This is a genomic window from Bacillus sp. SD127 (genome assembly GCF_058566445.1).
In genome coordinates this window covers 1,532,141-1,558,323 of record NZ_CP191226.1, presented here as the reverse complement: position 1 = coordinate 1,558,323, position 26,183 = coordinate 1,532,141, and the positions used below count along the sequence as shown (strand labels likewise).

Annotated in this window: 26 protein-coding genes and 8 pseudogenes; 10 read left to right on the top strand and 24 right to left on the bottom strand. The window is 35.8% G+C overall.

Annotated features, from left to right (window positions below; genetic code table 11):
- Window positions 1-109 precede the first annotated feature (109 nt).
- A pseudogene (locus ACQVGS_RS08000) lies at window positions 110-627 on the top strand (ImmA/IrrE family metallo-endopeptidase).
- Window positions 623-1,021 (top strand): annotated as a pseudogene (locus ACQVGS_RS07995) (sigma-70 family RNA polymerase sigma factor); the annotation flags it as partial. The pseudogenes ACQVGS_RS08000 and ACQVGS_RS07995, both read left to right, overlap by 5 nt.
- A gap of 528 nt (window positions 1,022-1,549) precedes the next feature.
- On the opposite strand, the gene ACQVGS_RS07990 reads toward ACQVGS_RS07995, so the two are convergent.
- The 16 genes and pseudogenes from ACQVGS_RS07990 to ACQVGS_RS07915 form a co-directional block, all read right to left on the bottom strand.
- Window positions 1,550-2,614, bottom strand: coding sequence for an NADH:flavin oxidoreductase (locus tag ACQVGS_RS07990; RefSeq protein WP_151174375.1), 1,065 nt, complete (start codon window positions 2,612-2,614; stop codon window positions 1,550-1,552).
- 222 nt (window positions 2,615-2,836) lie between these two features.
- Complete coding sequence (locus tag ACQVGS_RS07985; protein ID WP_151174376.1) at window positions 2,837-3,154, bottom strand: thioredoxin family protein; 318 nt, start codon at window positions 3,152-3,154, stop codon at window positions 2,837-2,839.
- Window positions 3,155-3,736: 582 nt separating this feature from the next.
- The gene (locus ACQVGS_RS07980; protein WP_223203937.1) at window positions 3,737-4,198 is read right to left on the bottom strand and encodes a GreA/GreB family elongation factor; all 462 of its coding nucleotides are present in this window, start codon (window positions 4,196-4,198) and stop codon (window positions 3,737-3,739) included.
- 387 nt (window positions 4,199-4,585) lie between these two features.
- Complete coding sequence (locus tag ACQVGS_RS07975) at window positions 4,586-5,788, bottom strand: MFS transporter (RefSeq protein WP_254517767.1); 1,203 nt, start codon at window positions 5,786-5,788, stop codon at window positions 4,586-4,588.
- 150 nt (window positions 5,789-5,938) lie between these two features.
- Window positions 5,939-6,454: an OsmC family protein gene (locus tag ACQVGS_RS07970; protein ID WP_151174377.1), complete on the bottom strand. Its 516-nt coding sequence runs from the start codon at window positions 6,452-6,454 to the stop codon at window positions 5,939-5,941.
- 121 nt (window positions 6,455-6,575) lie between these two features.
- On the bottom strand, window positions 6,576-7,235 hold the full coding sequence (locus ACQVGS_RS07965) for a carboxymuconolactone decarboxylase family protein (RefSeq protein WP_151174378.1): 660 nt from the start codon (window positions 7,233-7,235) through the stop codon (window positions 6,576-6,578).
- Between the two features lie 78 nt (window positions 7,236-7,313).
- On the bottom strand, window positions 7,314-8,249 hold the full coding sequence (trxB, locus tag ACQVGS_RS07960; protein WP_151174379.1) for a thioredoxin-disulfide reductase: 936 nt from the start codon (window positions 8,247-8,249) through the stop codon (window positions 7,314-7,316).
- Between the two features lie 43 nt (window positions 8,250-8,292).
- On the bottom strand, window positions 8,293-8,616 hold the full coding sequence (locus ACQVGS_RS07955; RefSeq protein ID WP_010788736.1) for a thioredoxin family protein: 324 nt from the start codon (window positions 8,614-8,616) through the stop codon (window positions 8,293-8,295).
- Between the two features lie 53 nt (window positions 8,617-8,669).
- Window positions 8,670-9,104, bottom strand: coding sequence for an OsmC family protein (locus ACQVGS_RS07950; protein WP_127696735.1), 435 nt, complete (start codon window positions 9,102-9,104; stop codon window positions 8,670-8,672).
- Between the two features lie 54 nt (window positions 9,105-9,158).
- On the bottom strand, window positions 9,159-9,494 hold the full coding sequence (locus ACQVGS_RS07945) for a thioredoxin family protein (protein ID WP_127696734.1): 336 nt from the start codon (window positions 9,492-9,494) through the stop codon (window positions 9,159-9,161).
- Between the two features lie 137 nt (window positions 9,495-9,631).
- Window positions 9,632-10,360 carry a DsbA family oxidoreductase gene (locus ACQVGS_RS07940; RefSeq protein WP_151174380.1) on the bottom strand — a complete coding sequence of 243 codons (729 nt, stop codon included), beginning with the start codon at window positions 10,358-10,360 and terminating at the stop codon, window positions 9,632-9,634.
- A 25-nt stretch (window positions 10,361-10,385) separates the two neighbouring features.
- Window positions 10,386-10,751 (bottom strand): glycine cleavage system protein GcvH, encoded by a 366-nt coding sequence (gcvH, locus tag ACQVGS_RS07935; protein WP_127696732.1) that lies wholly within the window; start codon window positions 10,749-10,751, stop codon window positions 10,386-10,388.
- 84 nt (window positions 10,752-10,835) lie between these two features.
- Window positions 10,836-11,360: an OsmC family protein gene (locus ACQVGS_RS07930; RefSeq protein WP_010788731.1), complete on the bottom strand. Its 525-nt coding sequence runs from the start codon at window positions 11,358-11,360 to the stop codon at window positions 10,836-10,838.
- Window positions 11,361-11,456: 96 nt separating this feature from the next.
- Window positions 11,457-12,029, bottom strand: coding sequence for a TetR/AcrR family transcriptional regulator (locus tag ACQVGS_RS07925; RefSeq protein WP_491831345.1), 573 nt, complete (start codon window positions 12,027-12,029; stop codon window positions 11,457-11,459).
- Between the two features lie 278 nt (window positions 12,030-12,307).
- Window positions 12,308-12,433, bottom strand: coding sequence for a hypothetical protein (locus ACQVGS_RS07920; protein ID WP_262927560.1), 126 nt, complete (start codon window positions 12,431-12,433; stop codon window positions 12,308-12,310).
- Window positions 12,423-13,054: pseudogene (locus tag ACQVGS_RS07915) on the bottom strand (aspartate phosphatase); the annotation flags it as partial. The gene ACQVGS_RS07920 and the pseudogene ACQVGS_RS07915, both read right to left, overlap by 11 nt.
- On the opposite strand from ACQVGS_RS07915, the pseudogene ACQVGS_RS07910 reads away from it, so the two are divergent.
- Window positions 13,054-13,140, top strand: a pseudogene (locus ACQVGS_RS07910) (transcriptional regulator); the annotation flags it as partial. The pseudogenes ACQVGS_RS07915 and ACQVGS_RS07910 overlap by 1 nt on opposite strands.
- A gap of 288 nt (window positions 13,141-13,428) precedes the next feature.
- Here the strand turns inward: ACQVGS_RS07910 and ACQVGS_RS07905 are convergent.
- The 3 genes and pseudogenes from ACQVGS_RS07905 to ACQVGS_RS07895 all read right to left on the bottom strand — a co-directional run.
- Window positions 13,429-13,792, bottom strand: a pseudogene (locus ACQVGS_RS07905) (transposase family protein); the annotation flags it as partial.
- Between the two features lie 43 nt (window positions 13,793-13,835).
- Window positions 13,836-14,285 carry an AraC family transcriptional regulator gene (locus ACQVGS_RS07900; RefSeq protein ID WP_127696729.1) on the bottom strand — a complete coding sequence of 150 codons (450 nt, stop codon included), beginning with the start codon at window positions 14,283-14,285 and terminating at the stop codon, window positions 13,836-13,838.
- A gap of 197 nt (window positions 14,286-14,482) precedes the next feature.
- Window positions 14,483-15,049, bottom strand: coding sequence for a cysteine dioxygenase family protein (locus ACQVGS_RS07895; protein ID WP_127696728.1), 567 nt, complete (start codon window positions 15,047-15,049; stop codon window positions 14,483-14,485).
- A gap of 371 nt (window positions 15,050-15,420) precedes the next feature.
- Between ACQVGS_RS07895 and ACQVGS_RS07890 the strand changes: the two are divergent.
- A pseudogene (locus ACQVGS_RS07890) lies at window positions 15,421-15,929 on the top strand (ImmA/IrrE family metallo-endopeptidase).
- Window positions 15,930-15,953: 24 nt separating this feature from the next.
- Here the strand turns inward: ACQVGS_RS07890 and fumC are convergent.
- Window positions 15,954-17,342 (bottom strand): class II fumarate hydratase, encoded by a 1,389-nt coding sequence (gene fumC, locus ACQVGS_RS07885; RefSeq protein WP_127696727.1) that lies wholly within the window; start codon window positions 17,340-17,342, stop codon window positions 15,954-15,956.
- A 166-nt stretch (window positions 17,343-17,508) separates the two neighbouring features.
- Here fumC and ACQVGS_RS07880 point away from each other — a divergent pair, with 166 nt between their 5' ends.
- Window positions 17,509-18,399: a LysR family transcriptional regulator gene (locus ACQVGS_RS07880; protein ID WP_010335036.1), complete on the top strand. Its 891-nt coding sequence runs from the start codon at window positions 17,509-17,511 to the stop codon at window positions 18,397-18,399.
- Window positions 18,400-18,820: 421 nt separating this feature from the next.
- Here ACQVGS_RS07880 and ACQVGS_RS07875 read toward each other — a convergent pair.
- Both ACQVGS_RS07875 and ACQVGS_RS07870 read right to left on the bottom strand, forming a co-directional pair.
- A pseudogene (locus ACQVGS_RS07875) lies at window positions 18,821-19,026 on the bottom strand (recombinase family protein); the annotation flags it as partial.
- Window positions 19,027-19,361: 335 nt separating this feature from the next.
- On the bottom strand, window positions 19,362-20,096 hold the full coding sequence (locus ACQVGS_RS07870) for an NADPH-dependent F420 reductase (RefSeq protein ID WP_127696725.1): 735 nt from the start codon (window positions 20,094-20,096) through the stop codon (window positions 19,362-19,364).
- Between the two features lie 225 nt (window positions 20,097-20,321).
- Between ACQVGS_RS07870 and ACQVGS_RS07865 the strand changes: the two genes are divergently transcribed.
- The 4 genes from ACQVGS_RS07865 (at window position 20,322) to ACQVGS_RS07850 (ending at window position 23,732) form a co-directional block, all read left to right on the top strand.
- Complete coding sequence (locus tag ACQVGS_RS07865; protein ID WP_024122237.1) at window positions 20,322-20,681, top strand: winged helix-turn-helix transcriptional regulator; 360 nt, start codon at window positions 20,322-20,324, stop codon at window positions 20,679-20,681.
- Between the two features lie 379 nt (window positions 20,682-21,060).
- Entirely contained in the window at window positions 21,061-21,801 is a 741-nt protein-coding gene (nfsA, locus tag ACQVGS_RS07860) for an oxygen-insensitive NADPH nitroreductase (protein ID WP_318751895.1), read from the top strand.
- 564 nt (window positions 21,802-22,365) lie between these two features.
- Window positions 22,366-23,208, top strand: coding sequence for a sialate O-acetylesterase (locus tag ACQVGS_RS07855; RefSeq protein ID WP_151175178.1), 843 nt, complete (start codon window positions 22,366-22,368; stop codon window positions 23,206-23,208).
- On the top strand, window positions 23,205-23,732 hold the full coding sequence (locus tag ACQVGS_RS07850; RefSeq protein ID WP_003237203.1) for a PadR family transcriptional regulator: 528 nt from the start codon (window positions 23,205-23,207) through the stop codon (window positions 23,730-23,732). The genes ACQVGS_RS07855 and ACQVGS_RS07850 overlap by 4 nt, the downstream gene beginning before the upstream one ends.
- Before the next feature lie 761 nt (window positions 23,733-24,493).
- Here the strand turns inward: ACQVGS_RS07850 and ant(6) are convergent.
- The gene (gene ant(6), locus ACQVGS_RS07845) at window positions 24,494-25,348 is read right to left on the bottom strand and encodes an aminoglycoside 6-adenylyltransferase (protein WP_106022542.1); all 855 of its coding nucleotides are present in this window, start codon (window positions 25,346-25,348) and stop codon (window positions 24,494-24,496) included.
- Between the two features lie 192 nt (window positions 25,349-25,540).
- Here ant(6) and ACQVGS_RS07840 point away from each other — a divergent pair.
- Window positions 25,541-25,777: pseudogene (locus ACQVGS_RS07840) on the top strand (ImmA/IrrE family metallo-endopeptidase); the annotation flags it as partial.
- 29 nt (window positions 25,778-25,806) lie between these two features.
- Here ACQVGS_RS07840 and ACQVGS_RS07835 read toward each other — a convergent pair.
- Window positions 25,807-26,082 (bottom strand): barstar family protein, encoded by a 276-nt coding sequence (locus ACQVGS_RS07835; protein WP_151174382.1) that lies wholly within the window; start codon window positions 26,080-26,082, stop codon window positions 25,807-25,809.
- Window positions 26,083-26,183: the final 101 nt, after the last annotated feature.

Below are 26,183 nucleotides of genomic sequence, written 5' to 3'. Positions count from 1 at the left end.
CATATTCCATCTTTTTAGACGCATTTTCCTATGAAAAAAGTCTTGCTTTCCATATAATATTTAAACGAATCCAATTTTTAGATTGTCGTCTTTAAGGAGGTTTTTTATCTTGAGGTATACAAACAGTCATTTAGAGGATTGGATTGAAAACTTATACAGGAAGATTGATATTAAAGAACCAGAACAAATTAATTTTGAACGGATTGCCAAGGCTTTAGATATCAGGCTTTCGTTTAAACCTGTAACAAGCTTCGCACTTAAACACAGCGGAATTTATAATATATGCTTGGACAGCCGAAAAAGCCGAACTGAACAATGGTATGATTTCGCTCATGAATTTTGCCATATATATAGACATGAAGGCGATAAAAAAACAATGCCTGCAACCTGGACTGATTATTAAGAGTGACAGTCCAATTATTTTACATATCACTTTTGCATTCCAACTTTTATGTTGCGTAATATTAATCTTTTGTACATATAATCACATACAATTGAATATGTGCTTGTTTATTTAAGGTATCCTCTTCATTCGCTAAGAAACGTTTAAGCATTTATTACAGGAAACTGACTCAACATTTATTTAATCAAACACAGGAAATCTGTGCACCCCCCTTTTGTAATTAATAATGAGATCCTCATGCATTTACGCGCATTGAAAAAAACAAAAAAAGACGTGTCCCTTCATGATCCGATCGGGCAGGATAAAGAAGGGAATGAAATAAGCCTGATCGATGTCCTGAAATCAGAAAATGAAGACGTAATTGATACAATCCAGCTCAATATGGAGCTTGAAAAAGTGAAGCAATACATTGACATTTTAGATGACCGTGAAAAGGAAGTAATTGTCGGGCGGTTTGGGCTTGATTTGAAGAAGGAAAAAACGCAGCGTGAGATTGCCAAAGAACTCGGTATTTCGCGCAGCTATGTATCGCGGATTGAGAAGCGGGCGCTGATGAAGATGTTCCATGAGTTCTATCGGGCGGAGAAGGAAAAGCGGAAGAAAGCGAAGGGGAAATAATGCAGAAGAAGCCGGATCTAATATGCCTGCTTCTCTCATTCATGTACATTCTTCTTTTAAAACTCTCGAAACTAATGAAGACAGAATATACGATAGAGGTATAAAAATGCTTCCAGCTAACCGCTTGTCTCGCTCTCTCAACTCGTCAGCACTGATAAGCTCAATGATCATTTCCGTAAAGACGATGAGGATTGTAGCAGATGACTTGACTTTTAAGTCCTTTGCTTGCATCCTCTCTCATGCGATTCAAAGCCATAGTTTGAAACCATCGGATCTGTTCTAGGATGAGTAGACTGGATCAATTTTCAACAGAAGATTTTATAAACTTCATGAAAATTGCTTCCGTAGTAAACGACCATATGATAGACTCAACTCGAAAAAGTTTCCGTTAATTTCATATACCTTACAAAATCAATCACTAAAAGATAAGTAATAGTGTTATGGGACCTTTATCTGAAAGTAACTAAAAAGAACCCATTTTGAAAAAAATCAATCAAAATGGGTTCTTTATTATTTTTTTAGCTCTGTTTAATATAATGTTTCAATTGCCTCACGCGTAAACGGAATTAATTCTTCTGTTCGTCCATCTCGGATTTTGTTTACCCAGTCAGGGTCAGCCAATAATGCGCGACCCACAGCCATCAGATCAAATTCTTCACGTTCTAACCTCTCGATCAAATTGCCCATTTTGTTGGCTTTACCAGTGGCCTCTTCTCCAGTAGCGAAGAAATCCAAGAAATCAGCGCCATCAAGACCGACAGATCCAACTGTAATTGTTGGTTTTCCTGTTAACTTTTTAATCCATCCTGATAGATTCAGTTCAGATCCTTCAAATGCAGGTTCCCAAAAACGACGAATAGATGCATGAAAGATGTCAACTCCTGCATCAACTAATGGCGTTAAGAAACGTTTTAGTTCTTCTGGAGTTTCTACTAATTTTGCTGTATAGAAATCATATTTCCACTGTGAGATTCGCAACGAGATTGGAAAATCTGGTCCAATAACACGTCGGCAAGCTGCGATGACCTCACTCGCAAAGCGTGTGCGCTTAACTATGTCGCCACCATATTCATCAGTACGTGTGTTTGTTTTTTCCCAAAAGAACTGATCAATTAAAAATCCATGGGCTGCCATAATCTCAATGCCATCAAAACCAACCTTTTTAGCATTGGCTGCTGCCTGTGCAAAAGCTTCAACTAATTCCAAAATTTCTTGTTTTGAGTAATCATTAGCGTTGCCTCGTGCACCCATGTGCCACAATTGAGAGAAAATGATTCCACCGGCCTCGTGTACCCCATCAACTACTTTTGACCAACCGTTTAGCGCCTCTTCTCCGTATAAGTGTGGTACGTCCTCCTGCCATGCTGGCACCTCTGATGCAACATCAGGATGGTTGATAAACGTACCCTCTGTCACAATAAGTCCAACACCATTTTCAGCTCTACGACGATAATACGCAGCGACATCCACCCCTGGTACTCCATTTGGAGAAAAGTTTCGCGTCATAGGTGCCATCAAAATACGATTAGATAGTTTCAGATTTCCCATTTCGAATGGTTTAAAAAGAGCTTCAACTGACTGAAAATTATTCATAAAAACCTCCAAGTTTTATACTTTAAGACTTATTCATTATGCATTAACTCCATGATCAAGAGCAGATCCGACTTTCAAGGCAGTTGCTACTATAATTGATTCAGCAACTTCTTCTTTGGAATCTATGTTTTTTAACTTGTTTAACATCGTCTTGACTAATAATTCTTCCCTCTAATTCCTTTTATCCGTACCTACCGTTTGGTACAATTTTATGTTAGCAGATTAGGCGGACAAGCTGTTAAGAAATGTTTCAATTTCTTCTTGTGTTTTCCGAGCCTTGCTAACAAACCGCCCTGCTTCTTCTCCGTTATGATAAGCGATAAAACTCGGAATACCAAATACATTCAGTTCGATGCACAAATCAATAAAGTCATCCCGGTCTACATAAATAAACTGATATTCAGAATAATTTGCTTCAATGTCCGGCAAAATTGGCTCGATCACCCGACAGTCTGGGCACCAGTCCGCTGAAAACATAAAGACAACGCGCTCTGTTTTTTTTAACTTCTCAAATTGATCAATTGATTCTAATTTTTTCATCATGATTCCCTCCATTTTTTCATATACATAATCTTTGAATTCTTTAGCACCTATAGGATGCTTGATATCATCTATATTATCCATTTGAACTTCTCGCATCCATCCTTAATCATAAGGGGATTCATTTACATATTCAGGACTATCCTCTAATACGGTGTTTACTTTTAGAATTTAAAGGATGAGATAAGGAGTAGTTTTAATGGACTCCACAACACCACAGCTATTGTTTATCGTTAATGAATTCCATTCCTCGGGGGATCTAAGAATACAATTTCATCAAATTGTTGTTTGAGCATTATATCTGTAATCCCTAAACGTACTCGATCTTCAATTGCCCATATAGGGTCCTTGGAATAATACAGTTCTGTTGGTGTAATCACTTAACCTCCTTCTATCAATAACTAAACTCCTGTACCTACCAGTCGGTACAATATTATATTAGCATGCTTTTTTAGCTTTTTGCAACCCTGTATCTTTTTATAATATTCACCATTTTCATTCACAAAGCACAATTGTTACTACCAATCATCAATTATCTACCTTATTTAAAATAGAGTACAACAGAGTAGCTTAAGAAAAAAATCACTGTATTTCAGTGATTAATAAATGCATCATTCCAGAAGGGGTCTTGACTATTACATCATCATTTAATTTGTGACCAATTAGACTTTTTCCGATTGGAGACTCATCGGATATATAGTTTTCAGATAAATGTGATTCTGCGGGACTAACAAGTTTAAGATGCATTTCATATTTTCCTGTCATTTCTTTAACAGTGACAATGGATCCGATCCCTACTTCTCGTATATTTGCATTTTTAATTATTTTTGCTTGCTTTATAATGTATTCCAAATCATTTATTTTCTTTTTAAGTGCAGCAAATTCATCTACTGAAATTTGATACTCAGGATCTTTATTAAAATCACAAAAATTTCTGCTCTCTTGAACTTTTTCACTAACTTCTTTCCATCTTTTTTTCTTTAAAAAAAGTAATTCTTTCTTCAACGCATTATAACCAGCTTTCGTAAGTAACTTCTTGTCCACCAATCATTCACCCTCCTTTACCCAAACTACTTTTCTCGGCTTTGTTGGATTTGTTACATTTTGCATAAAGAATCACCATACACTTATGCAATAATCAGTAACGTTAGGGAAATCCGGAAAATCATGTTTTTAAGATTAAGCCTGATGCTGTACTGTTAGTCCAACAGTTGGTTTGGCCTTAAGCTCCATAATTCTATGGAACTTCCGCACTTATGCAGTGGGATAATAACAAGAATGGTGTTAAAAATAAAGCTGTTTACTATTCAACTAAAGGATTGCTTTAATTAAAGAACAAAGATTAAACAGGTAAAAATGGATCCGTCAAGTTCTCTTAAAAACGAAAAACACATGCCATTACTGTGTTAAAAAACAAAATGAGTACATCGTTTAATGTTTATAATGGATAAGAGAAATCATTGCCCAAACTCCTATAACAGGACCGATCGCAAGGATGGAGAATGCCCATTTCCACCCTACGATATCTTCAAAGACCGGAATCAAATAAATAGAAAGGACCGTAATAAGAAAACCTATAGCCATTTGAAATGTCAAGGCAGTTCCTGCACATTCTGATTTTGCGAAATCTGCAACCATTGCTGAAAATTGTGCCGAATCTGCAACAACTGATATCCCCCAAATGATTGCTACGATAACGGTAATCCATATAGAAAGACCAAAGGTGAGTCCGATACATAAAGAAGATAGAGCACTAACAATCATGGCAATCATAGAAAGTCGTGCTTTTCCAATTTTATCAGCATATAATCCACCTATTATCGAACCTATAGCCCCCGAAATTCCAATTGTTAAAAATGCGAACAGTGTACTGGTCTCTTGTAAAGCTGTCCCCTCTAAGGATGCTTTAAAGCTGGCTGTTAAGAAATATGGAAGCCATGTCCACATAGCATATAACTCCCACATATGACCAAAATATCCATAGTTAGCCAACATTACAGGTCGATCTTTTAAGATATATTTGAGTGTATTCATCGATACAGTAGCTACTTCTTTTTTAGACTCCGGAGCATCCGGAAGACCCCAATGCATAATACCAGCTGCGACCAATGCTAATAAAGAGCTGACCAGCATTAATATCTTCCAGCTGACATTCGGAATAAATAAATTAAAAAGATGCGGCAATGAAGAACCTAATGTCAGAGCTGCAATTAGGATTCCAATACCAAATCCTCGTCTATCTTGAAACCAAGTAGAGAGTAGTTTCACGGCAGTAGGATAAACACCTGCCATAGTAATTCCTGTTAAAAAACGTAAACTTAATCCCACTACCATTCCAGTGCTTAAAGTAAATAAACTATTGATGACAGCTCCGAATATACAGGCAATAGCAAATATTTTTCTTGGGTTATAACGGTCTGCCAACCCTAGAAAAGCAAAACAAATGGCCCCAATAATGAACCCAACCTGTACGGATGTGGTCATCCATGACCCTTCTGCTGCACTCATTCCCCATTGATGTTTTAATTGGGGAAGAACGGCTGAAGCGCTAAACCATAAACTGAGGGCAAATAGTTCAGCCAATGCAATCAAAAATAGAGCTCTCCATCTATTAATACTGTTCACATCAGACATAATGGGGTTTTTTCCTCCTCTCGCGTTTCCCATTCCACCTGCAACGTATGAGAACGCAGACATTACGCATGTAATATGTCGCGTATATCTACGTTCTTTTTAAAATTAGTTATACAAAGTAAAGTAAGATCGACCCTGTCATAACGCTTTTTACTTATTACGTTTAAAAGTTGAATTTACTTGAACATTTCTTTCTAATGAATTTTTCACAGGTGAAATTTCCATTGCTTTTGAAACTAATTCTTCAAGTTGTTTATCGTCTGCATCACTATCTATTGTGAATTGAACATTAATTTCGTTAAAACCTGGATTCCCTTCTTTTAAGCCCAAAAATACATTTAAATCTAATTGTCCTGAAGCGTTAACTTCTAGTGAATTTACCTTAATCCCCATTAAACTAGCTGTTGCAATAAATCCAATTGATAAACAACCACCCAATCCACTTAATAAAAGTTCAACTGGATTTGGACCCTTATTAGATCCTGATAACCAATCTGGCTCATCAATCAGAACAGGTTTGTGATCACCTACTTGCGCTTCAGCGTAAAATCCATCTTTCCATTTTACCGAAGAAGACCATCCTGCCATGCCTTCCTCAGGATTTTTCTTATAATTTTCTACTAAGTTTTCAATAACTTTTGTATCGACTCCATTAATTTTTGTCATTTTTATATCTCCTTCATTTTGTTTTTTATAAGGATTATCTCTTTCTACGCTCGTTATTTAATAAAAGTTATTATGATTTTTGAGGGAATACAGCTGCCAACAAACATAACCGTCCATAAGATTATTCATCATATGCAACTAATGCATTAACTCCATGAGAAAGAGCAGATCCGGCTTTTAAGGCAGTTGCTACCATAATTGATTCAGCAACTTCTTCTCTCGTTGCTTTCGCTTTTTTGGCTGCTTTAGTATGGATATCAATACAGTAAGGGCACCCTGTTGTATGCGCCACTGCTATAGCAATCAACTCTTTTTCTTTCACACTAAGTAATCCCGCCTTCATCGCTTGTTGGTCAAAAGTCATAAACGCTTTAAAGGCATCTCCATCTAACTGAGAAAACTCTTTTAGTCGGTTGATATAAGAAGCTCTAAATAATTCATCATCAGCTGTTCCATCATAAGCGTTTAAAGCATTAACACCATGAGCAAAAGCAGACCCTGCTTTCAATGCTGTTGCTACCATAATTGATTCAGCCATTTCCTCCCTGGAAGCTCTATGTTTTTTAACTTGTTTAACATGAAAATCAATACAATGGGGACATCCAGTCGTATGAGCAACAGCAACTGCAATTAATTCCTTTAATTTAGCTGTTAACTTTCCTTCAGATAACGCTTTTCTGTCAAAAGCTACAAATGTTTTAAAGCTTTCAGGTGAAAGTGTACTAAATTCACCTAAACGGTTAAAATGTGATTTTTTATATAAACTATCGTTCAAATTCATAATTTTCCCCTCTAACTTTTTTATTTCACACCTAACTGTACCTACTATTCGGTACAATTAGGTGTGATTATATATTACTTATGAATCCTCAAGGTTTTCAATATAATGTTGGACGCTTTGAGCTGCTATTGATCCGTCACCCGTAGCTGTGACAATTTGGCGCAGGGTTTTATCACGGATATCTCCAGCTGCATAAATACCAGGAATCTTTGTAGCCATTGCTTCATCCGTCACTACATAACCTTCTTCATTAGTTATGTCTAAGTTTTTGAATGCACCATTTAATGGAAGTGTCCCCACGTAAATAAATACACCATTTGCAGGGAATTGAGATTGTTCCCCTGTTTTTGTATCTTTTAACGTTACTGTATTCACTGTTCCATTTCCTGCATTTATACTTGTAACTTCTTTATTCCAAATGAATTCAATCTTTTCATTGCTAAATGCTCTTTCTTGGAGTATTTTTTGCGCACGCAACTGATCTCGACGGTGAATAATGGTGACTTTTGAAGCGAAACGTGTAAGATACACAGCTTCTTCTACAGCTGAGTCTCCTCCACCCACAACAACAAGTTCACGTCCTTTAAAGAAGGCTCCATCACACACGGCACAATATGAAACTCCTAGACCACCAAGCTCATTCTCCCCTGGAACTCCAAGCTTTTTATGGTCTGCCCCAGTAGCGATGATAACAGATTTTGCATAAAATTCTTTCTTTGTAGTTACTACTTTTTTTAAACGGCCTTCATCTATAATTTCTTTTATATCTCCATATTCATACAAAGCACCAAACTTTTTGGCGTGCTCAAACATTTTATTAGAGAGGTCTGGACCTAAAATATGATCAAAACCAGGATAATTCTCTACATCCTGCGTATTAGCCATTTGTCCACCAGGTATTCCACGTTCAATAAGCAATGTGTTCAAATTAGCACGTGAAGTGTAAACTGCTGCTGTCATTCCCGCGGGACCTGCCCCAACTATGATGACATCATAAATTTCCATTTCCTCCAATATGATCTCCCTCCTTTAAAAGAATACATTAATGCACATTTGATTAAAGGGACTTAATTTTTGAAACTTCTTCTTTTAATTGCGCAATACCAACAATACCAGCAAAAGGTTTTTCGAATTTATTATTAGAATAGAAGCGTGTATTAGGGATACTCATTACACCAAATTCTGCAGCAAGCTCCGGATTCTCATCCACATCAACTTTAACAACTTGTACTTTATCACCAAACTCTTTGTCAAACTCCTCTAATGTCTCAGCAAAAACCCGGCATGGTCCACACCAAGATGCTGAGAAGTTTAGTAAAACCACTTTATCTGTATTTAAGTTCTTTTCTAAATTACCATCTGTTACTTTGATTATAGTCATTTTGTTTTCCCTCCTAAGTTGTAAAAAGCTTTTTTAATAATTAATTGAATCGATTAAAGAGTAGACACTTTACCTTTGACTTCTATTTCTACGCCTGCTTTTTTGACCATGTTACCTACTATACATGCTCTATCAGCTGCTTCACTCACTCTTTCCATTGACTGTACTTCTTTTTCTGTTGCATCAGCAGATAAAACAACACGAGGATAATGGATAATATCAAAACTACTGTCAGAAGCAACCATCTCAGAATCAACCTCAATACTCACTACTGGCAGTTTTCTTGATTCAACCATCGACACTAATGTTGCTACATAACAAGCTTGTACTGATGACACAAGGATTTCTTTAGGCGATGCTCCTTCCCCATTACCTCCATACTCTGTTCCTATAGCAATGGGTGTATCAATATATTGAGATTTGATGATGCCGTTTCCTTCTACTCCTCCTTTCCAAACAGCATTCAGTTTTACATTCACATTAGACATATGAAACACTCCTCTAGTTTTTGGTTGCCATACTTTTTTAACATTGTTAAAACATCATGTTGTATATATTTTACTTACTCTTTCTAGTCTTTTTTCTAATTGTTCAAAATGAACAAAGCGTGCTTCTCTCAAATATTCAGTTCCTTCAATGAATAAAAGGAGTGCAGGAACCGTAAGAATTGAAAACCTTGAGGCTATCTCCTCTACGTTGTAAGCATTGATATACCCTAATTTGATATGTGGAAATTTATCAAGTAATTCTCTGAGTTGAGGCAAGACTGCATGGCATACTCCACAATCCGGCCTTGAAATATACAAAAAACTAAATTTATTTTGATGGATAAAGTTATCTATTGAATCTAAAGATGTTAATTCAACTGTTTCTACCATTAGTTCTCTCCCTCCTAATACTAGTCTTTAATAGGATTAAACTTAAAATTGCCATTACTAAAGAGATCAGATCAGTTTTAGAAGAGAAGTTAGAGTTTAAAAACAAACTCATCTAAGAGAAATTTTGTTGCTCCCACTTATTTTTTACTTGTAGGAATTCCGCAGCTTCCATCAGTACAAAGTGTGTCATCCTCACTATTCACTGATAGATTCTTAAGTTTCAGTAACGGATTTTCTTCTTCCCATACCTTGTTGAGTGCCTCTAAGAAAGCCTCTGCTGGTTGTGCCCCAGAAACGGCGTATTTCTGATTTATAATTAAAAAGGGAACTCCAGAGATACCATAACGCTTAGCTTCTATTTGATCTGATCTTACCTCATCTGCATAAAGAGACTTGTCATTTAGGACCTTCAGAGCCTCTTGTCTATCTAAACCAGAAGCTTCTGCTAAATCTGCAAGCGTTTCATGATCACCTACATCCTTAGAATCAGTAAAGTGTGCATAAAGCAGAGTTTCCGACATATCAGCTTCTTTTCCTTTTGTTTTTGCCCATTTTGTTAAGCGATGGGAATCAAACGTATTAGTTGGTTTCAAACCTTCTAAATTAAATGTTAATCCAACCTTTTTTGCACTTTGAGTTAAGTTTTCAAGGAACTGTTTTGTTTGTTCGGAATCCCCAAATTTAGGGAGTAATTTTTCATAATAACTTTGCCCGTTATATACTGGCGCACTAGGATCTAATTCAAAGCTTTTATATTCAACTTTAACTTCATCTCTAAAAGGGAATTGTTTCAATGCTTTTTCTAAATTTTGTTTACCTATATAACAAAAGGGACATGCTACATCAGACCAAACTTCAATTTTCATATGAACACTCCTTTAATTAAATTATTTAAATTTGACTTACGTAATTATCGTATTCCTCCGCATTTAGAAGTTCTTTTATCTCCTCTGTGTTAGAAGCTTTTACTTTCAGTAACCACCCTTTATCATAAGGTGATTCATTCACAAATTCTGGACTATCTTCTAATTCTGTATTCACTTCTATAATCTGTCCGTTAATCGGAGAAAAAAGCTCCGATGTAGTTTTAACTGATTCAATACTCCCAAAGCTAGTATCTTTCACTGTTAAAGTTCCCATTTCTGGGAGTTCTAGGAACACAATTTCTCCAAGCGTTGATTGAGCATAATCAGTAATTCCTAAGGTAACAATATTGTTGTCAACCTTTACCCATAAATGTTCTTTAGAATAAAACATATCTGTTGTACTCCTTCAGTCAGTTATAAGCAAGTTACTGTACCTACTATTCGGTACAGTAACTTGCGAAAAATACTCTTATAATTATTCTTTTTTCTTATTGTGACTTAAAGATGCCTGAACATGAACATTTCTTTGGATTGTATTTTTTACAGGTGAAAGTTTCATGGCCTGTGCAACAAGTTCTTCAATCTGATGTTCATCCGCATCACTATCGACATTAAAATGCGCATTGATTTCATCAAAACCAGGATTTCCTTCCTTTAATCCTAAAAAGACATTCAAATCTAGTTGTCCTGAAACCTCTACTTCTAACGAGTTTATCTTGATTCCCATTCCACTAGCATTTGCAATAAACCCCACTGACAGGCAAGAACCTAGTGCGCTTAATAAATATTCCACTGGGTTTGCTCCCTTATTGGAACCTGCTAACCATTTTGGCTCATCAACATGAATAGGAGCATGATCACCTACTTTTGCCTCCACATGGAAACCGTTATCCCATTTTACAGAAGATGACCAACTTCCAGTACCTTCAGCAGGATTTTTTTTGTATTGCTCCACTAAACCTTCAATAATACTCATATCAACACCATTTAATTTTGCCATTGTTTATCTCTCCTTCGTACAGGATTGTACCTACCAGTCGGTACAAAAAGAGCTTAACATAAGAAAGACAATATTGCAAGAAAAAAAAACAGTTGACTATTCTAGATTAAATTGTTTTCGAATTACTTCTATAATGTCACGTAAAAAGTTGACGTTTTGTTGGTTTTTCATTAGCAAAATTCCTCCTTCAATCATAGCTACAATTGCTTGAGCATCTTTTTTTGTATCAAAGGAATCTAACAGGCCTTGTTCAACCATTTCATTTATTGTAATCTCTATAGCCCCTATCCAACATTCAAATAAATGTTGAATTTTTACACGAAACGTTTCATCATGCTCACTCATTTCAATGGCTAAGTTTCCTATCGGACAACCTGATTTATTCTTCACTTCAGTATGAAAAGTAAGTGTTCTGTCCAGCATCATATTTAACTTATTTACTGGAGTATTATCTGACTGAAGAATATCTGATATTAACTCTGTTTGCCATTCATGGACTATAGATTCCACTACTGCTAATCCTAAATCATATTTAGAAGAGAAGTAATGATAAAATTGGCCTTTTCCAATCTCTGCAGCCATAAGAATATCATTTATAGAGGTTGCTTGATATCCCTTAGAATAAATAATCTCTCTTGCAGCTGATATTATTTCATGCTTTTTAGACAAATTTCTCACACCTTAATCGCAAAGTTTAGTTTATATATTATATGATTCCATTAGGTTTTGCCAAGTAATTTATGAATGGTTCATATTTCTATTATCCAGTATAATCATCAGAACATTGCTTTCAAGTAACGAACAGTTAAGAAATAACTTAAATTATAAATGCGCAGAACAAGCAGGAAAAGTTTTAACGGCTCCCTTTTCCTTTTGACTCAATTGTCAATGTTGAACCAATCCAATACATAAAGAAAAAACCCTCAATTGAGAGGGTTTAATAATTCTTATGTTTGATTCCGGTCAGAAAGTTGATGATATGCTGCACTTTCTTCTATAGTAAAAGTTGCAACGAAACCTAAGCTTAAAGTAACTGCAGTAAGAATAATGATTACGCCTTTTTTAAAATTCATACAGGCATTCTCCCCTCTGAATTTGTTTTTGCGTTTCAAGCATTTTTTGATGATAAATATAGGATGTTTCAAACTCCTTTGATTTTGCAAAAACTTCAGCCGTATCAATTGCGATATCTTCTACATACGCATAATTCTTATTTCTTTCTAAGTAATCAATCGTTTTTTTGATTCCCGCTTGATCTACTGCATTAATATAAAGTGCTTCCAAGTACTTTTGCAGGGACACAAAAAGTTTGTCACCTTGGGATATCGCAGCCGATAAACCCTTTTTACTCATTTTTATTGCTTCACATGTTTTCCCCTGCTTTAAAAAAAATTTAGCGTATGTAAACAGGGAATGTGGTAAATTGCTCAACTTAGCACTTTCTGATACCTTGGCAGCCTCATTTAAGAAAAATGATCTGCTTTATCATTTATTCCTAAATCTGCGTAATTCTTTCCGAGATTGTAGTAAGCCGAGCTAAGTAGCCTTTCATTGCGATCTAATTGTTTGGACAACTCTAAGGCTTTTTCAAGGTGCGGCAAGCTTTTCTCGAAAAGTTTAAAATCAACGTAATTTCCAGATATCACGAAATGACATTGTATTTTTTGCACTTTATAAAGTTCATATTGATTATAATGGAGAAATAACTGATGAAATATTACAGGCTGCTTTGGAGATTATAACGGAGCAATTAAAAGAAAGACGGAAATCAGATAAATAAACGCAGTTTGTTTATTATTATTTATTTCTGTTTATTATGTTTAATTCTGTTTACTAATAAGATTTAGATTCTCATTCATATCCTCATTTATAAAGTGATTTTCGAATCCCTTACAAACCCTTACGTGGCAAGGGTTTTTGTTGTTTTTCTCATTTATATTTTCATTTATGTTTCTTTTACATTTTCATATATAAAAAAGAGCGTTTGTTGTGAAAAAAACTGCTAAGTATCGAATTGGAAAAAGAGGGCTTCTTGTTAAAAACCTTGCAAGGTTGTAAATGAAAAAAATACGGTTTTCTCGTCAACGCCAACGCTTTCTGCGACCTCTACAAAAGTCTTAGACATGGATTGCTCTTGGATGGATTTTAAAAGCCTTTTGGTCATCTACGTTTTTCATCAATGGATATTAAGCGTTCCCAGATTCACGACACTTGTATCGTCTGCGGTTCAATTGTAAGCCCACTCGCTTTAAACGAATGGGCAAATCAATAATTGGTTTCTTTCTTGAACTGTGTTTGTACAACTTGTCAAAACCACATTCAGGACAACGTTCAGGTGGATCGACTGCTTCAACTTTAAACATCATATCTGTGTTATTTTCTTGTGGTGATTCAATTGCAATTAGATCTGAAATACATAGTAGGCCTCTCATGTTTTTATCCTTTAAACAGAGGGTAGGAAATATCCCTGCTTCGTTACTGTATAGGAACTAATATTTCACACAAATGATTATCAATCATTTGTGAAGTATATCTTTCTATAATTGGTTGTTCTCTTATTGATAGATTATTTCTTTCTATCTCAGTAAAAATACTGCCCCAAAATTCACTGACTGCCTCTTTTATATGGTCAAGCAAGAAAACAGCGTATTTCCCACCAGAAAATTCACCAACATGAGCTGGTTTTTCCACATTAAAATCTTTATTTATAACAACGCAAACATCATAACGACATTCTTCTTTAGGAGTAATCTCTGGGTTATCTTGTGGTATGCCTAAAATTGTAGAATGATCAAATACACCATTCGATTTTGCCCACTTTTTAAAATTCTCCATTAATTCTTTGTTTTGCTTTTCACCATACTCCCCAACATTTCGGAAGTAAGCAATCCTTGATTCAGGTAATTCTTCAATAGTTATTTTCATATTTTAATCCTCCTTTCTTAGATAAGGTAATTCGATTTAAAATGTTTTTCAAGTTATTTTTTAGAATATTCTGATTATTGCAGTTTAATTAATCCATTATTCCACTTTACTATATTTTAAGCACATCTGTTAAATAAAAGTAAGCTACATAAACTTTACTCAATGATTTATACAGTCATTAGGCGTAAAGATGCGACTTACTGTCGGGAAGCTGGTACAGGAACCCAGTGACTAACCGCTACCCGTTTTTTCCCCGTATGTGTATCGTAGATATGACGCTCTATTTTTCCAATATTGCCGCCGTACACATGAATTCCTACACACGGATCATTGGAGGCACACTCCACTTTGTGAAGGTCTTGGTCAGTGGAGCAACAGACGACAACCTCCCCTTGCAGAATATAACGGTCATTACATGCTATCAGTTCCTCATGCTTATTAGAAGGCGATGCATACTGTATTTCGTGTTCCGTTCCTTGAACTACTCCAATTACGCCCCACGTTCCATGATCATGGACAGGAGTGGATTGCCCAACATCCCAAACCGCAACCGCGATAGAAAAACTCTCATCGTCAGCAATATACAACGGATACAGAGCGTATTTTGGGTTCGGTTGCCGATACTGTGAAGGGAGAATATTATCGGCCTGTAACAGATGTCTCATCCTCTCCGCAATCTTACCAGTCAAAACCTCTTCAGTCCCGCCGTCATGAACAATTCGATCCACATCCTTAATAAAAGACTCAATTTCAGGATTTTTCATTAACAAACACCACCTAAACTAAATTTTATATACCCTACCCCTGTATTGTATATGAATTTCATGCTGAGTTTCAAGGATAAATTCCCTTCCTTATCCAATTCAAGGTAATAGATTTTATTCGAAAAAGTACTTTTGTTAAATGCGTATATAAAGATGTGCTTCTGGTCTTCAACAATTAAGATAGGAGATTGATTATTAAGATTCTGTTTAAACACTTTTCATTATCAATTATTGTCATTAATTACTTAGCAGCTCTTCAATAAACACCACACTTATCTTAGATGCATTTTCCCGTGAAAAAAGTCTTAGTTTCCCCTATAATATTTAATAAATCCAATTTTTAGATTGTCGTCTTTAAGGAGGTTTTCATCTTGAGGTATACAAACAGTCATTTAGAGGATGGATTGAAAACTTATACAGGAAGATTGATATGACAGAGCCTGAACAAATTAATTTTGAACGGATTGCCGAGGCTTTAGATATCAGGCTTTAAACCTGTTACAAGCTTCGCGCTTAAACACAGTGGAATTTATAATACATGCTTAGACAGCCGAAAAAGCCGAGTTGAACAATGGTATGATTTCGCTCATGAATTTTGCCATATATATAGACATGAAGGCGATAAAAAAACAATGCCTGCAACTTGGACTGATTATTTAGAGTGGCAGTCCAATTATTTTACATATCACTTTTGCATTCCAACTTTCATGTTGCGTAATATTAATCTTTCGTACATACAATCACATGCAATTGAAAATGGGCTTGGCTTTTTAGTTTGAACATATATTACAGGAAGCTGACCCAACATTTATTTAATCAATCAGTGACGGAAAATCTGTGCACCCCCCTTTTGAATAAGGAGAAACTAGTTACTGATTAGTAACTAGTTTTTATCTTAAAAGATTTAAATGTTTGGTTTCACCATATCTTCTGGCTTAACCATTTCATCAAATTGCTCTTCCGTTAATAATTCGAGTTGCACAGCAGCCTCTTTTAACGTTAAGCCTTCTTTATGAGCAAACTTAGCAATTTTCGCAGCTTTTTCATATCCGATATAAGGATTCAATGCTGTGACAAGCATCAAAGATCCGGAAAGATTTTCTTTAATGGTTTTCTTATTAGGTTCAATACCAACCGCGCAATGATCATGGAAAGATTTTATTCCATCACTCAGTAACTGCACGGATTGAAGGAAGTTATAGATAATAACAGGTTTAAATACATTTAGTTCAAAGTTGCCTTGACTTGAAGCAAATCCAATAGTTGCGTCATTCCCCATAATTTGAGCCGCAATCATGGTAAGGGCTTCACATTGAGTAGGGTTAACTTTACCGGGCATAATGGAGCTGCCAGGCTCATTTTCCGGGATTGAAATTTCCCCGATACCACAGCGAGGACCGCTTGCAAGCCATCTAACATCGTTCGCAATTTTCATTAAGTCAGCAGCTAATGCCTTCATTGCACCATGTACATACGTTATTTCATCATGACTGGTTAAGGCATGGAACTTATTCGGTGAACTTTTAAACTGTTGGCCTGTAAACTTCGAGATTTCCTCTGAGACAACTTTTCCAAACTGTGGATGTGCATTAATGCCTGTCCCTACTGCCGTACCCCCGATAGCAAGCTCACGCATTTTTTCAGTTGCTTCCAAAATCATTTCTTTCGAACGATCAATCATATATACCCAACCGCTAATTTCTTGTCCAAGGGTTAAAGGTGTAGCATCTTGAAGATGTGTACGACCTATTTTTACAATGTCATTGAATTTTTTTGCTTTTTCATCTAATGTGTTCCGAAGTTGATCAAGTGCAGGAACTAATTGTTCATAGATAGCTAATACACCTGCAACATGCATCGCTGTTGGGAAAGTGTCATTCGAACTTTGACTGCGGTTGACATCATCATTTGGATGTATGGTTTGTATAGAGCCTTTTTCTTTTAATAAAGCTGTTGCAAGGTTTGCTATCACTTCGTTAACATTCATATTGCTTTGTGTACCGCTTCCCGTCTGCCAAACAACGAGTGGAAAATTGTCATCATATTTGCCTTCAAGAATCTCATCACAAACTGCTGTAATAACCTTTGTTTTTTCACTATCCAAATTACCTAGACGATTATTAGCAATAGCTGTACTGCGCTTCAATATAGCAAAAGCTTTAACAATACGGATAGGCATTTTTTCAGAACCTATCTTGAAGTTCTCTTTACTACGTTGTGTTTGCGCTCCCCAAAACTTATCAGCAGGCACCTTTATTTCTCCAAAAGTATCTTTTTCAATTCGATAGTTCATTAAAATAATCCTCCTTCTGAATACACAATTAGTTTATAATTCATATAAAAATTCATATATTTTTTCGATAAATTGATCATAACACTAATAAATTATGATGTATAATGCATAATAAATATGATTTTAATTCTTTTATGTAATGATTTATAAAAAGGTGGATGTTTTAATGGAATGGGAACAATTAGAGTACTTTCAAACTCTTGCTCGTATACAGCATGTAACTAAAGCTGCTGAAACGTTATCAATAACACAGCCAGCACTTTCTCGGTCTATTGTTAGATTAGAAAATTACTTAGGGGTTCCGCTTTTTGATAGACAAGGCCGGTCCATTACATTAAATAAATATGGGGAAAGATTCCTCAAGAGGGTCGATTCCATCATGAAAGAATTTACTGAAGGAAGGGAAGAAATTCAATCCCTTTTACAACCAGATCAAGGTGAAGTGTCTTTAGGCTTTTTACACACACTGGGTACAACCATCGTTCCAAATTTAATTGGAGCATTTAAAGATCAATACCCAAATGTTCATTTCCAACTAAACCAGTCTCACTCTAATCAGCTTTTAGATAAACTAAAATCAGGTGAACTAGATCTCTGCCTGCTTGCTTCTTTTCCAGTCGAATCAAATATAATGTGGAAACCCTTATGGAAGGAGGAGCTCTTTTTATTCTTGCCCAAACATCATGTGTTAGCTACTCGTCAGGAGATTACCTTAAACGACATTGCTCATGAGCCTTTTGTTTTAATGAAAGAAGGTTTTGCTCTTCGAGTAACCATAGATCATATATTTGAACAGGTTAATATTACCCCAAACATTGTATTTGAAGGCGAAGAAGCTGCTACAATCGCAGGTTTTGTTGCAGCAGGTCTGGGCGTTTCAATTCTTCCTGATTTTAAAGGCTTAGACCAAACAAATATCGCAAAGGTTCGCATTAGTTGGCCAAGGTTCGAGCGCACAGTTGGTATTTCCTGGATTGAAGGGAAGTATCTATCACCTGTCGCTGAAAACTTCAAGCAATATATCATCAATCAGTTTCCTCAAATAGATTCGATATAGTATTAAGTTACTGTTGCTGATGCCAAGTCATGATGCTCCTAGATGGATTTAATAGCTCTAAAAAAACACAAAGAAGATACCAAAATGGCTTTTTGGTATCTCTTTATTAGTTCGTTGCCCTCAATAAAGTGGAAGTATTTGCAGTTACAGAAGCTTTCAAGCATCTGAAGTTATCCAATACACACTCATTGCATCATTTTATATCTATTTTGGGCACAAAATGGGCACGGTTTTTTTCCTTCCAAGTAAAAAAGAAAGGTTCTTTCCTTCCTTTAGTCCCTAACTTGATCTCCAACTATTATGAAACCAACATTTGAATCTGTCTGTATCTACAAAGTGAGTAAATATTAAAATGCTTAATACCATTACTGTCAAATGGAATTAGACTAATCATCATCAATGATAGCTGAGTCATTGAGGATAACTTGCTTATGAGTCCTTTACTTGCGTCCTCCCTTAAGCGGTTAAAAGCTGGACGTTCAAACAACTCACCAGAATACCCTTCATCAGCATACTTCAGCACATCTTAGTCCCTGCTTTCTTTATGCAGGCTTCGATCTGGCTGTCAATGCTCGATCCCTTGATCACTTGTTCTTCGGTCGATACCCTTACATATATGGCTATCACCCTGGATCTCCTTCCTATAACGTTTTATTAAATAATGATAGCAATCGTTAATGCATTTGCCAGCTTGCGTTCCCTCGATGATTATCACCTTCATAAAATGCATCACCCCTTGGGTAATGCTATGTAACAACTGTTTGTTCTAATAATGAGGTGATTTTCAATGAGTATATAAAAGCAGTAAAAAAAACCGATAGTATTAAACCACCGGTTTTTACTACACTCATTAGGCCTTCAACATTATAAAACCATCTTGCACGTTATGAATGTTTATTTTTATTATACTCTTTACTTTCATTTTCTATAATTTTTAATTTCTTCCTTATGATAGCTTGTTTTTATGAATTGTATATTTCTCTGTTTAGATTCACAACATCCTCGTGTGAAAATTTAACATCCTTTTTCTCTGCAAATATTTCCATCACTTTGTCGCGTAGTAACGGTGCTTTTTCTTTATTCGCCTTTTTCAACGCTTTCGTAAGTTCATCTTTTGTTAGCTCTGTGCAGTAAGCAGGAGTTCCTGGTTGCTGTCTCCAAGAATCACTTAAAGAACCACTGTCTATTGCATCGAAGCCTAACTCGGATACTACGTCTATGACTACTTGTTTTTGTGATGTGTCATCACCAGAAACTGCTATCGCGATTCGTTCACTAGAATCTACGGTTGTTCCTTCATTTTCTAAAGTATAGGCTAATAAATTGTTGAATGCTTTAATGACAGGTCTGCCTAATTGATTTGATACCCAAACACTTTCAACCATCCCGTTCTCGATTTCTTCAATTTTGTCGTCTCTAAAAGGATAATAATTTGAAGTATCTACAATGATTACATCCTCTCCGACTTGATCGATCATATTTCGAATGCTTGACATTGCTTTTGTAGGAAGAGATATGATCAGAACATCAATGTTTTTAATTGCATCCTTTACGCGCACAGGGGTTCCAGCAAGCTTTTTTCCTTCTAAATATTCAATTGCCCTTGCATCTGCAATTTTGACATCATGCCCATTCTCAACTAATTTTTTAGAAATAATTGACCCAATTGTTCCTGCACCTATAATTCCGAATTTCACTATTTTCCCTCCTAAAGGATTTGTATATAAAAAGAATAATTCTGCTTAAAGTTACACAATTATTTGTTTACCAAATCGCAACATATAATCATTAGATATGAAAAACGAATTGAATAATTCTTTTACATATACTAGAATAAAATCATTTCTCATCTATTTAAAGAGGGCAATATAAATTGCCGTAGTACATTTTTTTGTACTTAACAGCAGAAAGCAGGTGAAAAGGTGTCTAAAATATGTAAGGATGGATTTGACAAAGAGTATATAAAGGAACAGAGAGAAGTATATGGAATTGCATATGCCCAAAATATGCTTTCGGGACGCTGGAAATATATTATTCTCTGGTTTTTAAAAACAAAAAAACGTCGTTATAGCGAAATTAAAGCTTTTTTATGGGACATTTCACAAGGTTCTCTTACAAAGCAGCTGAGAGAATTAGAAACAGATGGATTAATTAAGAGAGAGGTGTTTCCTGAGGTTCCTCCTCGTGTAGAGTATTCACTAACCTCAAAAGGGAAAGAATTCATTCCTATAATTGATTTGATGGAAGAGTTCGGAAAGAAGTTTGGGGAGCAGATAGAGTAATTTTACGATAAGAGTTTATGAAGAAATGTATTAAAGTAACGGGGCAAGAGTTAAAAGATCAGAAGCTGTCGAATGTGACAGCTTTTTTTTACTAACTAAGCAGGTTGACACAAGCTTCCTTTTTCGGGACATTTGCCGGATCTTTTGTTTATTCCATTTAAATTCTTTTTCAAATTCGTTTTAACAAAATCTAGCCACCTTTTTATCCAGTTTTTGGTACTAAGTACAAAAAAATGCACTACGGCAATTTAAATTGCCCTCTTCATAAATTAGAGTGCTGATTTTATCATATTGTATACAAGTTACACTTTTTTCAAAAGTAACTCTAGCCCAACTTAATCAGCTTGAATCTAATATGTAAGAAAGGAAGAGTGTCAATATGAACAATACAATTGAATTACTTTGTAATCATACTTCCATTCGGTCTTTTACAGATCAACCTCTCACAAAGGAGCAACGAGAAGCAATCTTTAAGGCAGCTAATCAGACTTCATCTTTCAGCCTTCTTCAGGCCGTTTCTATCATTAGAATTACAGATCCAGATCTTCGAAAAAAAGTAATGGAGCTTTCTGCGAACCAGCCTTATATTGAAGAGGCAGCAGAGTTTTGGATTTTTTGTGCAGATTTTAACCGAAATCATCAAATCGCTCCCGATGTAGATCTTGAGTATATTGAATACCTTTTAATAGGTACATTTGATGCTGGGCTAATGGCTCAAAATGCTTTGACTGCAGCCGAATCAATGGGACTCGGTGGCGTATATATCGGTGGAATTAGACTACATATTACAGAATTAACTGAGATATTACATTTACCAAAACATGTGGTTCCTTTAGTAGGGCTATGCATAGGCCACCCTGCTGAAGAGAAACCTGGATTAAAACCACGTTTGCCTCAATCGATGGTCATGTTTGATAATCAGTATCAATCGCTAGATGATGAAAAATTAGCAACCTATGATCAACAGATGCGTCAGTATTACCAGAATCGTCCTGTTAAAGCGCCTTTCACAGTGAAAAAAGTAAAGGGATGGAAAGATCATATTGAGGACCATCTCGAAAGAAGCAAACTCCCCTTCATGCTTGAGTATTTAAATAAACAGGGATTTGCTAAAAAATAAATTTTCCCAAGAGAAATTCTCGGTATTCTATCCAAATAAAAGAGGAAGAGTTTTGACGCTCTTCCTCTTTATGCTTAAAAATTTTTTATTGATATTTAACCCCTTCAACATAGCCCTCCCTTTTTAACAATCCATTTCATTTGGGATACACCCCCATCATTGAACGTATTTCCTATGAAAAATGATTTTGAACCTCATAGGAACCCTTACATGACAGGGTTTTTGTTGTTTTTTCATTGTTTATCAAGACCTAAATCAAAAAAAGCCATAAAAAATAAGGAGTGATACATATTATACATCAATATGTATCACTCCTTTAGTTCTTGTTCAATAATCGCGCCCGATTGTGGAAGATCGTTATTGAAACTAAAACCCCCGATAGTTGGATAAGAAAAAGTAAAAGAACTTGCTATTTCTCAAATACATCCACCAAATTTTCAATGTTAGTTTGTTTTTCATACATACTAATAAAAAAATAAAACCTTGTTATAACTTTACAAGACAAACTGAATTGACTATAGTCTAATTAGACTAAAATATTGATGTAAAGAAGTGAAAAATGAGATGATAAAGTCTTTTTTAATGTTGGGGCAGTCGAATATGGCGGGCCGTGGATTTTTGAATGAAGTAGACCCTATCTATAATGAAAAAATAAAAATGCTGCGCAATGGACAGTGGCAGATGATGACAGAGCCGATTAATTACGACCGTCCGGTTTCCGGCGTTGGCCTAGCGGCATCTTTTGCAGATGCATGGTCGAAAGCTCATCCCGATGAAGAAATTGGCTTGATCCCTTGTGCGGAAGGTGGCAGTTCATTGAATGACTGGCATCCGGAAGGCATCCTTTTTCAGCATGCTTTGTCCGAAGCCCGCTTCGCCCTCCGATCCAGTCAAATTTGTGGAATCCTTTGGCACCAGGGTGAGAGTGACAGTTATCAGTCGCTACATGAAATTTATTACGAGAAATTAACTCTTATCATCGAGACGCTAAGAAACGAGTTGAAACTTGATGAGGTACCGTTGATTATTGGAGGGCTTGGTGACTTTCTTGGGAAGACCGGTTTTGGACAGCACGCGACCGAATTTCGACAGGTTAATGAACAATTGCTGCGTTTTGCTAATGAACAACAGAATTGTTATTTTGTTACTGCATCAGGTTTGACTGCGAATCCTGATGGCATTCATTTAGACGCAGCTTCACAACGCAAATTCGGTTACCGCTATTTCGAGGCTTTTTCGAAAAAGTACCATATCCTGAAACCCATTTCGGGAGAGGAGCAATCACTGAAAGTGAATGGTGACTATTCTAAAACAGAACAGATTTACCTTCATAGTATGGATTTGGCTTCGGGTAAAATCACGTACGCGGAATTTGAGGCGCGGATGGCGAAGGTGATGAAACCATAATTCCCTTACTTATCCTTGGCTTGCTTATCCAAAATCCCGGAGCTCACGGCTATGAACTTCTGGCCTTAATGGAAAAACGTCATTACAAATATATTGTTAACTTCACGAAAGGTTCATTTTATTACAATCTGCAGCAACTTGAAGAAAAGTGTTTTATTGAACAGATTCAGCAGAAACCCTCAACCAGTGGGCGTGAAATCCGTAACTTTAAAGTCACAGAATCAGGAAGGGCAGAATTCGAGAAATTAATGATCAAATACGGCACCAAATCGGAATATGTGAACCTGCAATTTTATGGGGCGTTACTCTTTGCCGATGAATTCGACAAAAATAAATTACTGGATCTGATCCAATCACAAATCGACCAGACTAAAACTCGAATCGAGCTCCTTGATGAATACCTGTCCATCACTCAAGAAATTCCCGGCACAATCAATTACTTTCGCCGTATGAACGAAAATTCCCGTTCACATCACTTGGTTAATTTAGAGTGGTTCGAAAAATTGAAAGCAGAAATAGAGTGAACTATTGCATAATAAAAAAATGCAATGTTAAATTTAGTTACCTAAATATAAAACCTGTGTCGTAGATATCTAGTAACATCATTGATACAGGTTTTATACTCCTTCTTTAATTAAGCCAGCTAATAGAGTTGTCAACACTTGCCCCCCAACAAGAGCAAATGAATCTGCTGCGTGTCCTTCTTCTTCAATCCTGCGTATGAATAACCACGATTTACACCGTTGTCTTTCTCATTTATATTTTCATTTATGTTGCTTTTATATTCTAATATATAAAAATGAAGTTGCTGATTACATAAGGAGCGTTTATTGTGAAGAGAACCATTGAGTTTTTTTAAGTTTGATAGGGAGCCTATTGGGTGTTGTAGCATCTATTCTAGCTTTAGGTATCGCCTACCTTGATTTATTTTTTCATTTGATCAGATACTTTGAAATGACGAGCGACCTCCTTGTTGGTGCATGGGTATCTTTGATCTTTTCATGCGTTGGGTTTACCGCTTCAATTGTTGTCTTATTCAAACCAAAGTTGAGCAGTGTTTTACTTTTTATCTCAGGAGTTGGAGGACTTATATGTATTGATTGGTTTTACTTAATACCAGCTATACTTATGATCATCCCTGGAATCATGGTATTTGTAAGGAAAGGAAAAATGAAGACTGAAACAATTTAGAGAAGAGTATTATGATAGACTCTTCTTTTTTCATTAGTTTAATTTCTTCTTTGTACACAAGAAAACCTCCCGCTAAGGAGGCGGGTTTATGCATTCATTTTAATGAGTTATAAATACTTTCCGTATACTTCGCGATGACTTTGTCATAATATGGATACTTATATCTAAGACTTTCTGATACAACTTTTGAATATTTCCTAAATAATTCATAGCAAGTAAATAACGACTTCCACATTTCTTGATACCCATTCATAGAATATGTAGACATTAGCTCTTCCCATTCTTTATTTGAAAGGTAACGTTTAATAAATTTATAGTTCTTCCCCATACTAAATGTATGCCCTTGCTGGGATGCAATATGCCACGCCATCATTCTCAATAAATTAGGACGTACAATCTCATTTAAATGGTCAATTGCAAAAAGTATTTCTTTTCTTGCTAATCCTTTTACTACGTAAGTCGAAACCATCCAGAACTCATTACAGCAATCATCAAATTCCCTTGCAGAAGGCTTTTTAATCCAATATTGACGATCATTTGGGATTACTTTATTTTTGATGAAATTATCCTTATCAAGCAGGACCTCAACCAAACCATCGTTCTTAGCAAAATAATCTTCTACTTCACTGATTGGAATAAGGGTTAGATCTAATTTGTTACCATCCTCAAAAAGAATGATGTATGAAAACCAGTTACCTAATTCAGGAGGAAAAAGCTCCATATCTTCGGGTTTTTGCATCATAATGCGAGTACCAAAGAATTCAAGCCACCGATCATTATCTTTAAAAGATTCCATATCAGTTACAAAATAAGAAATGTCATAGTCTCGGAAGTTGTCGGGGAGAATATTTCTGTTTGTACGTGATCCTTCCAAAGTAACCAATCGGATTCTTTCATCATTCAAAGCAAAGTCTAAAAAAATGTCCATCATTACCTGTTCACTTCGCATTGCATGTATTCCTCCGTTTCGCACCTTTCTAACTCTAAAACCGAATATTGCTCTAATTATGAAACAAACACTCTCAATTACCAATTATTGTCATTAATTACTTAGCAGCTCTTCAAGAAACACCACCCTTATCTTAGACGCATTTTCCCGTGAAAAAAGTCTTAGTTTTCCCTATAATATTTCACGAATCCAATTTTTAGATTGTCGTCTTTCAGGAAGATTGATATTACAGAGTTTGAACGGATTGCCGAGGCTTTAGATATCAGGCTTTCGTTTAAACCTGTTACAAGCTTCGCACTTAAACACAGTGGAATTTATAATATATGCTGGACAGCCGAAAAAGCCGGGTTGAACAATGGTATGATTTCGCGTATGAATTTTGCCATATATAGACATGAAGGCGATAAAAAAACAATGCCAGCAACTTTTTTCAAATTCACAAAACCAAAAAAGAAAGTCTACTCTATTATTATTTTAAACTCATCCTCTAATTCCTCTTGAGCCTCTTGTAAAACTTCTAATGCATCATCAGCGTATGAACCTAAAAACTTTTTACTACACTCAAAATTTCTCCAGATTAAAGTTAACAGCAACTCTATCCACCCTGTAAGGCAATCCCATAAAGCGTCTAAATTTCCCCCATAGTAGTCTGGGAAGTCTAATTTATCTTTTAATGCATTATGTAACCCTTCTTTATTTTGAAAATCTTTTCCATATACAACTATTTTTTTCATTAAAAACTATGTCCTCCATTATTTAACTTAACAAACGTTTTATAATAAATCTGTTGTTTTATACCCTCATTCGAATAAAGTAATCTGTCATTCCCTCTGTA

Bases quoted from the DNA above. Each gene is read 5' to 3' on its own strand.
- ACQVGS_RS07990 (WP_151174375.1), bottom strand. From the start codon at position 2,614: ATGAATAATTTTCAGTCAGTTGAAGCTCTTTTTAAACCATTCGAAATG.
- ACQVGS_RS07985 (WP_151174376.1), bottom strand. From the start codon at position 3,154: ATGAAAAAATTAGAATCAATTGATCAATTTGAGAAGTTAAAAAAAACA.
- ACQVGS_RS07975 (WP_254517767.1), bottom strand. From the start codon at position 5,788: ATGTCTGATGTGAACAGTATTAATAGATGGAGAGCTCTATTTTTGATT.
- ACQVGS_RS07970 (WP_151174377.1), bottom strand. From the start codon at position 6,454: ATGACAAAAATTAATGGAGTCGATACAAAAGTTATTGAAAACTTAGTA.
- ACQVGS_RS07965 (WP_151174378.1), bottom strand. From the start codon at position 7,235: ATGAATTTGAACGATAGTTTATATAAAAAATCACATTTTAACCGTTTA.
- ACQVGS_RS07955 (WP_010788736.1), bottom strand. From the start codon at position 8,616: ATGACTATAATCAAAGTAACAGATGGTAATTTAGAAAAGAACTTAAAT.
- ACQVGS_RS07950 (WP_127696735.1), bottom strand. From the start codon at position 9,104: ATGTCTAATGTGAATGTAAAACTGAATGCTGTTTGGAAAGGAGGAGTA.
- ACQVGS_RS07945 (WP_127696734.1), bottom strand. From the start codon at position 9,494: ATGGTAGAAACAGTTGAATTAACATCTTTAGATTCAATAGATAACTTT.
- ACQVGS_RS07940 (WP_151174380.1), bottom strand. From the start codon at position 10,360: ATGAAAATTGAAGTTTGGTCTGATGTAGCATGTCCCTTTTGTTATATA.
- gcvH (WP_127696732.1), bottom strand. From the start codon at position 10,751: ATGTTTTATTCTAAAGAACATTTATGGGTAAAGGTTGACAACAATATT.
- ACQVGS_RS07930 (WP_010788731.1), bottom strand. From the start codon at position 11,360: ATGGCAAAATTAAATGGTGTTGATATGAGTATTATTGAAGGTTTAGTG.
- ACQVGS_RS07920 (WP_262927560.1), bottom strand. From the start codon at position 12,433: ATGAATTTTAAAAAAGGCGTAATCATTATTCTTACTGCAGTTACTTTA.
- ACQVGS_RS07900 (WP_127696729.1), bottom strand. From the start codon at position 14,285: ATGAAAATAACTATTGAAGAATTACCTGAATCAAGGATTGCTTACTTC.
- ACQVGS_RS07895 (WP_127696728.1), bottom strand. From the start codon at position 15,049: ATGAAAAATCCTGAAATTGAGTCTTTTATTAAGGATGTGGATCGAATT.
- fumC (WP_127696727.1), bottom strand. From the start codon at position 17,342: ATGAACTATCGAATTGAAAAAGATACTTTTGGAGAAATAAAGGTGCCT.
- ACQVGS_RS07880 (WP_010335036.1), top strand. From the start codon at position 17,509: ATGGAATGGGAACAATTAGAGTACTTTCAAACTCTTGCTCGTATACAG.
- nfsA (WP_318751895.1), top strand. From the start codon at position 21,061: ATGAACAATACAATTGAATTACTTTGTAATCATACTTCCATTCGGTCT.
- ACQVGS_RS07855 (WP_151175178.1), top strand. From the start codon at position 22,366: ATGATAAAGTCTTTTTTAATGTTGGGGCAGTCGAATATGGCGGGCCGT.
- ACQVGS_RS07835 (WP_151174382.1), bottom strand. From the start codon at position 26,082: ATGAAAAAAATAGTTGTATATGGAAAAGATTTTCAAAATAAAGAAGGG.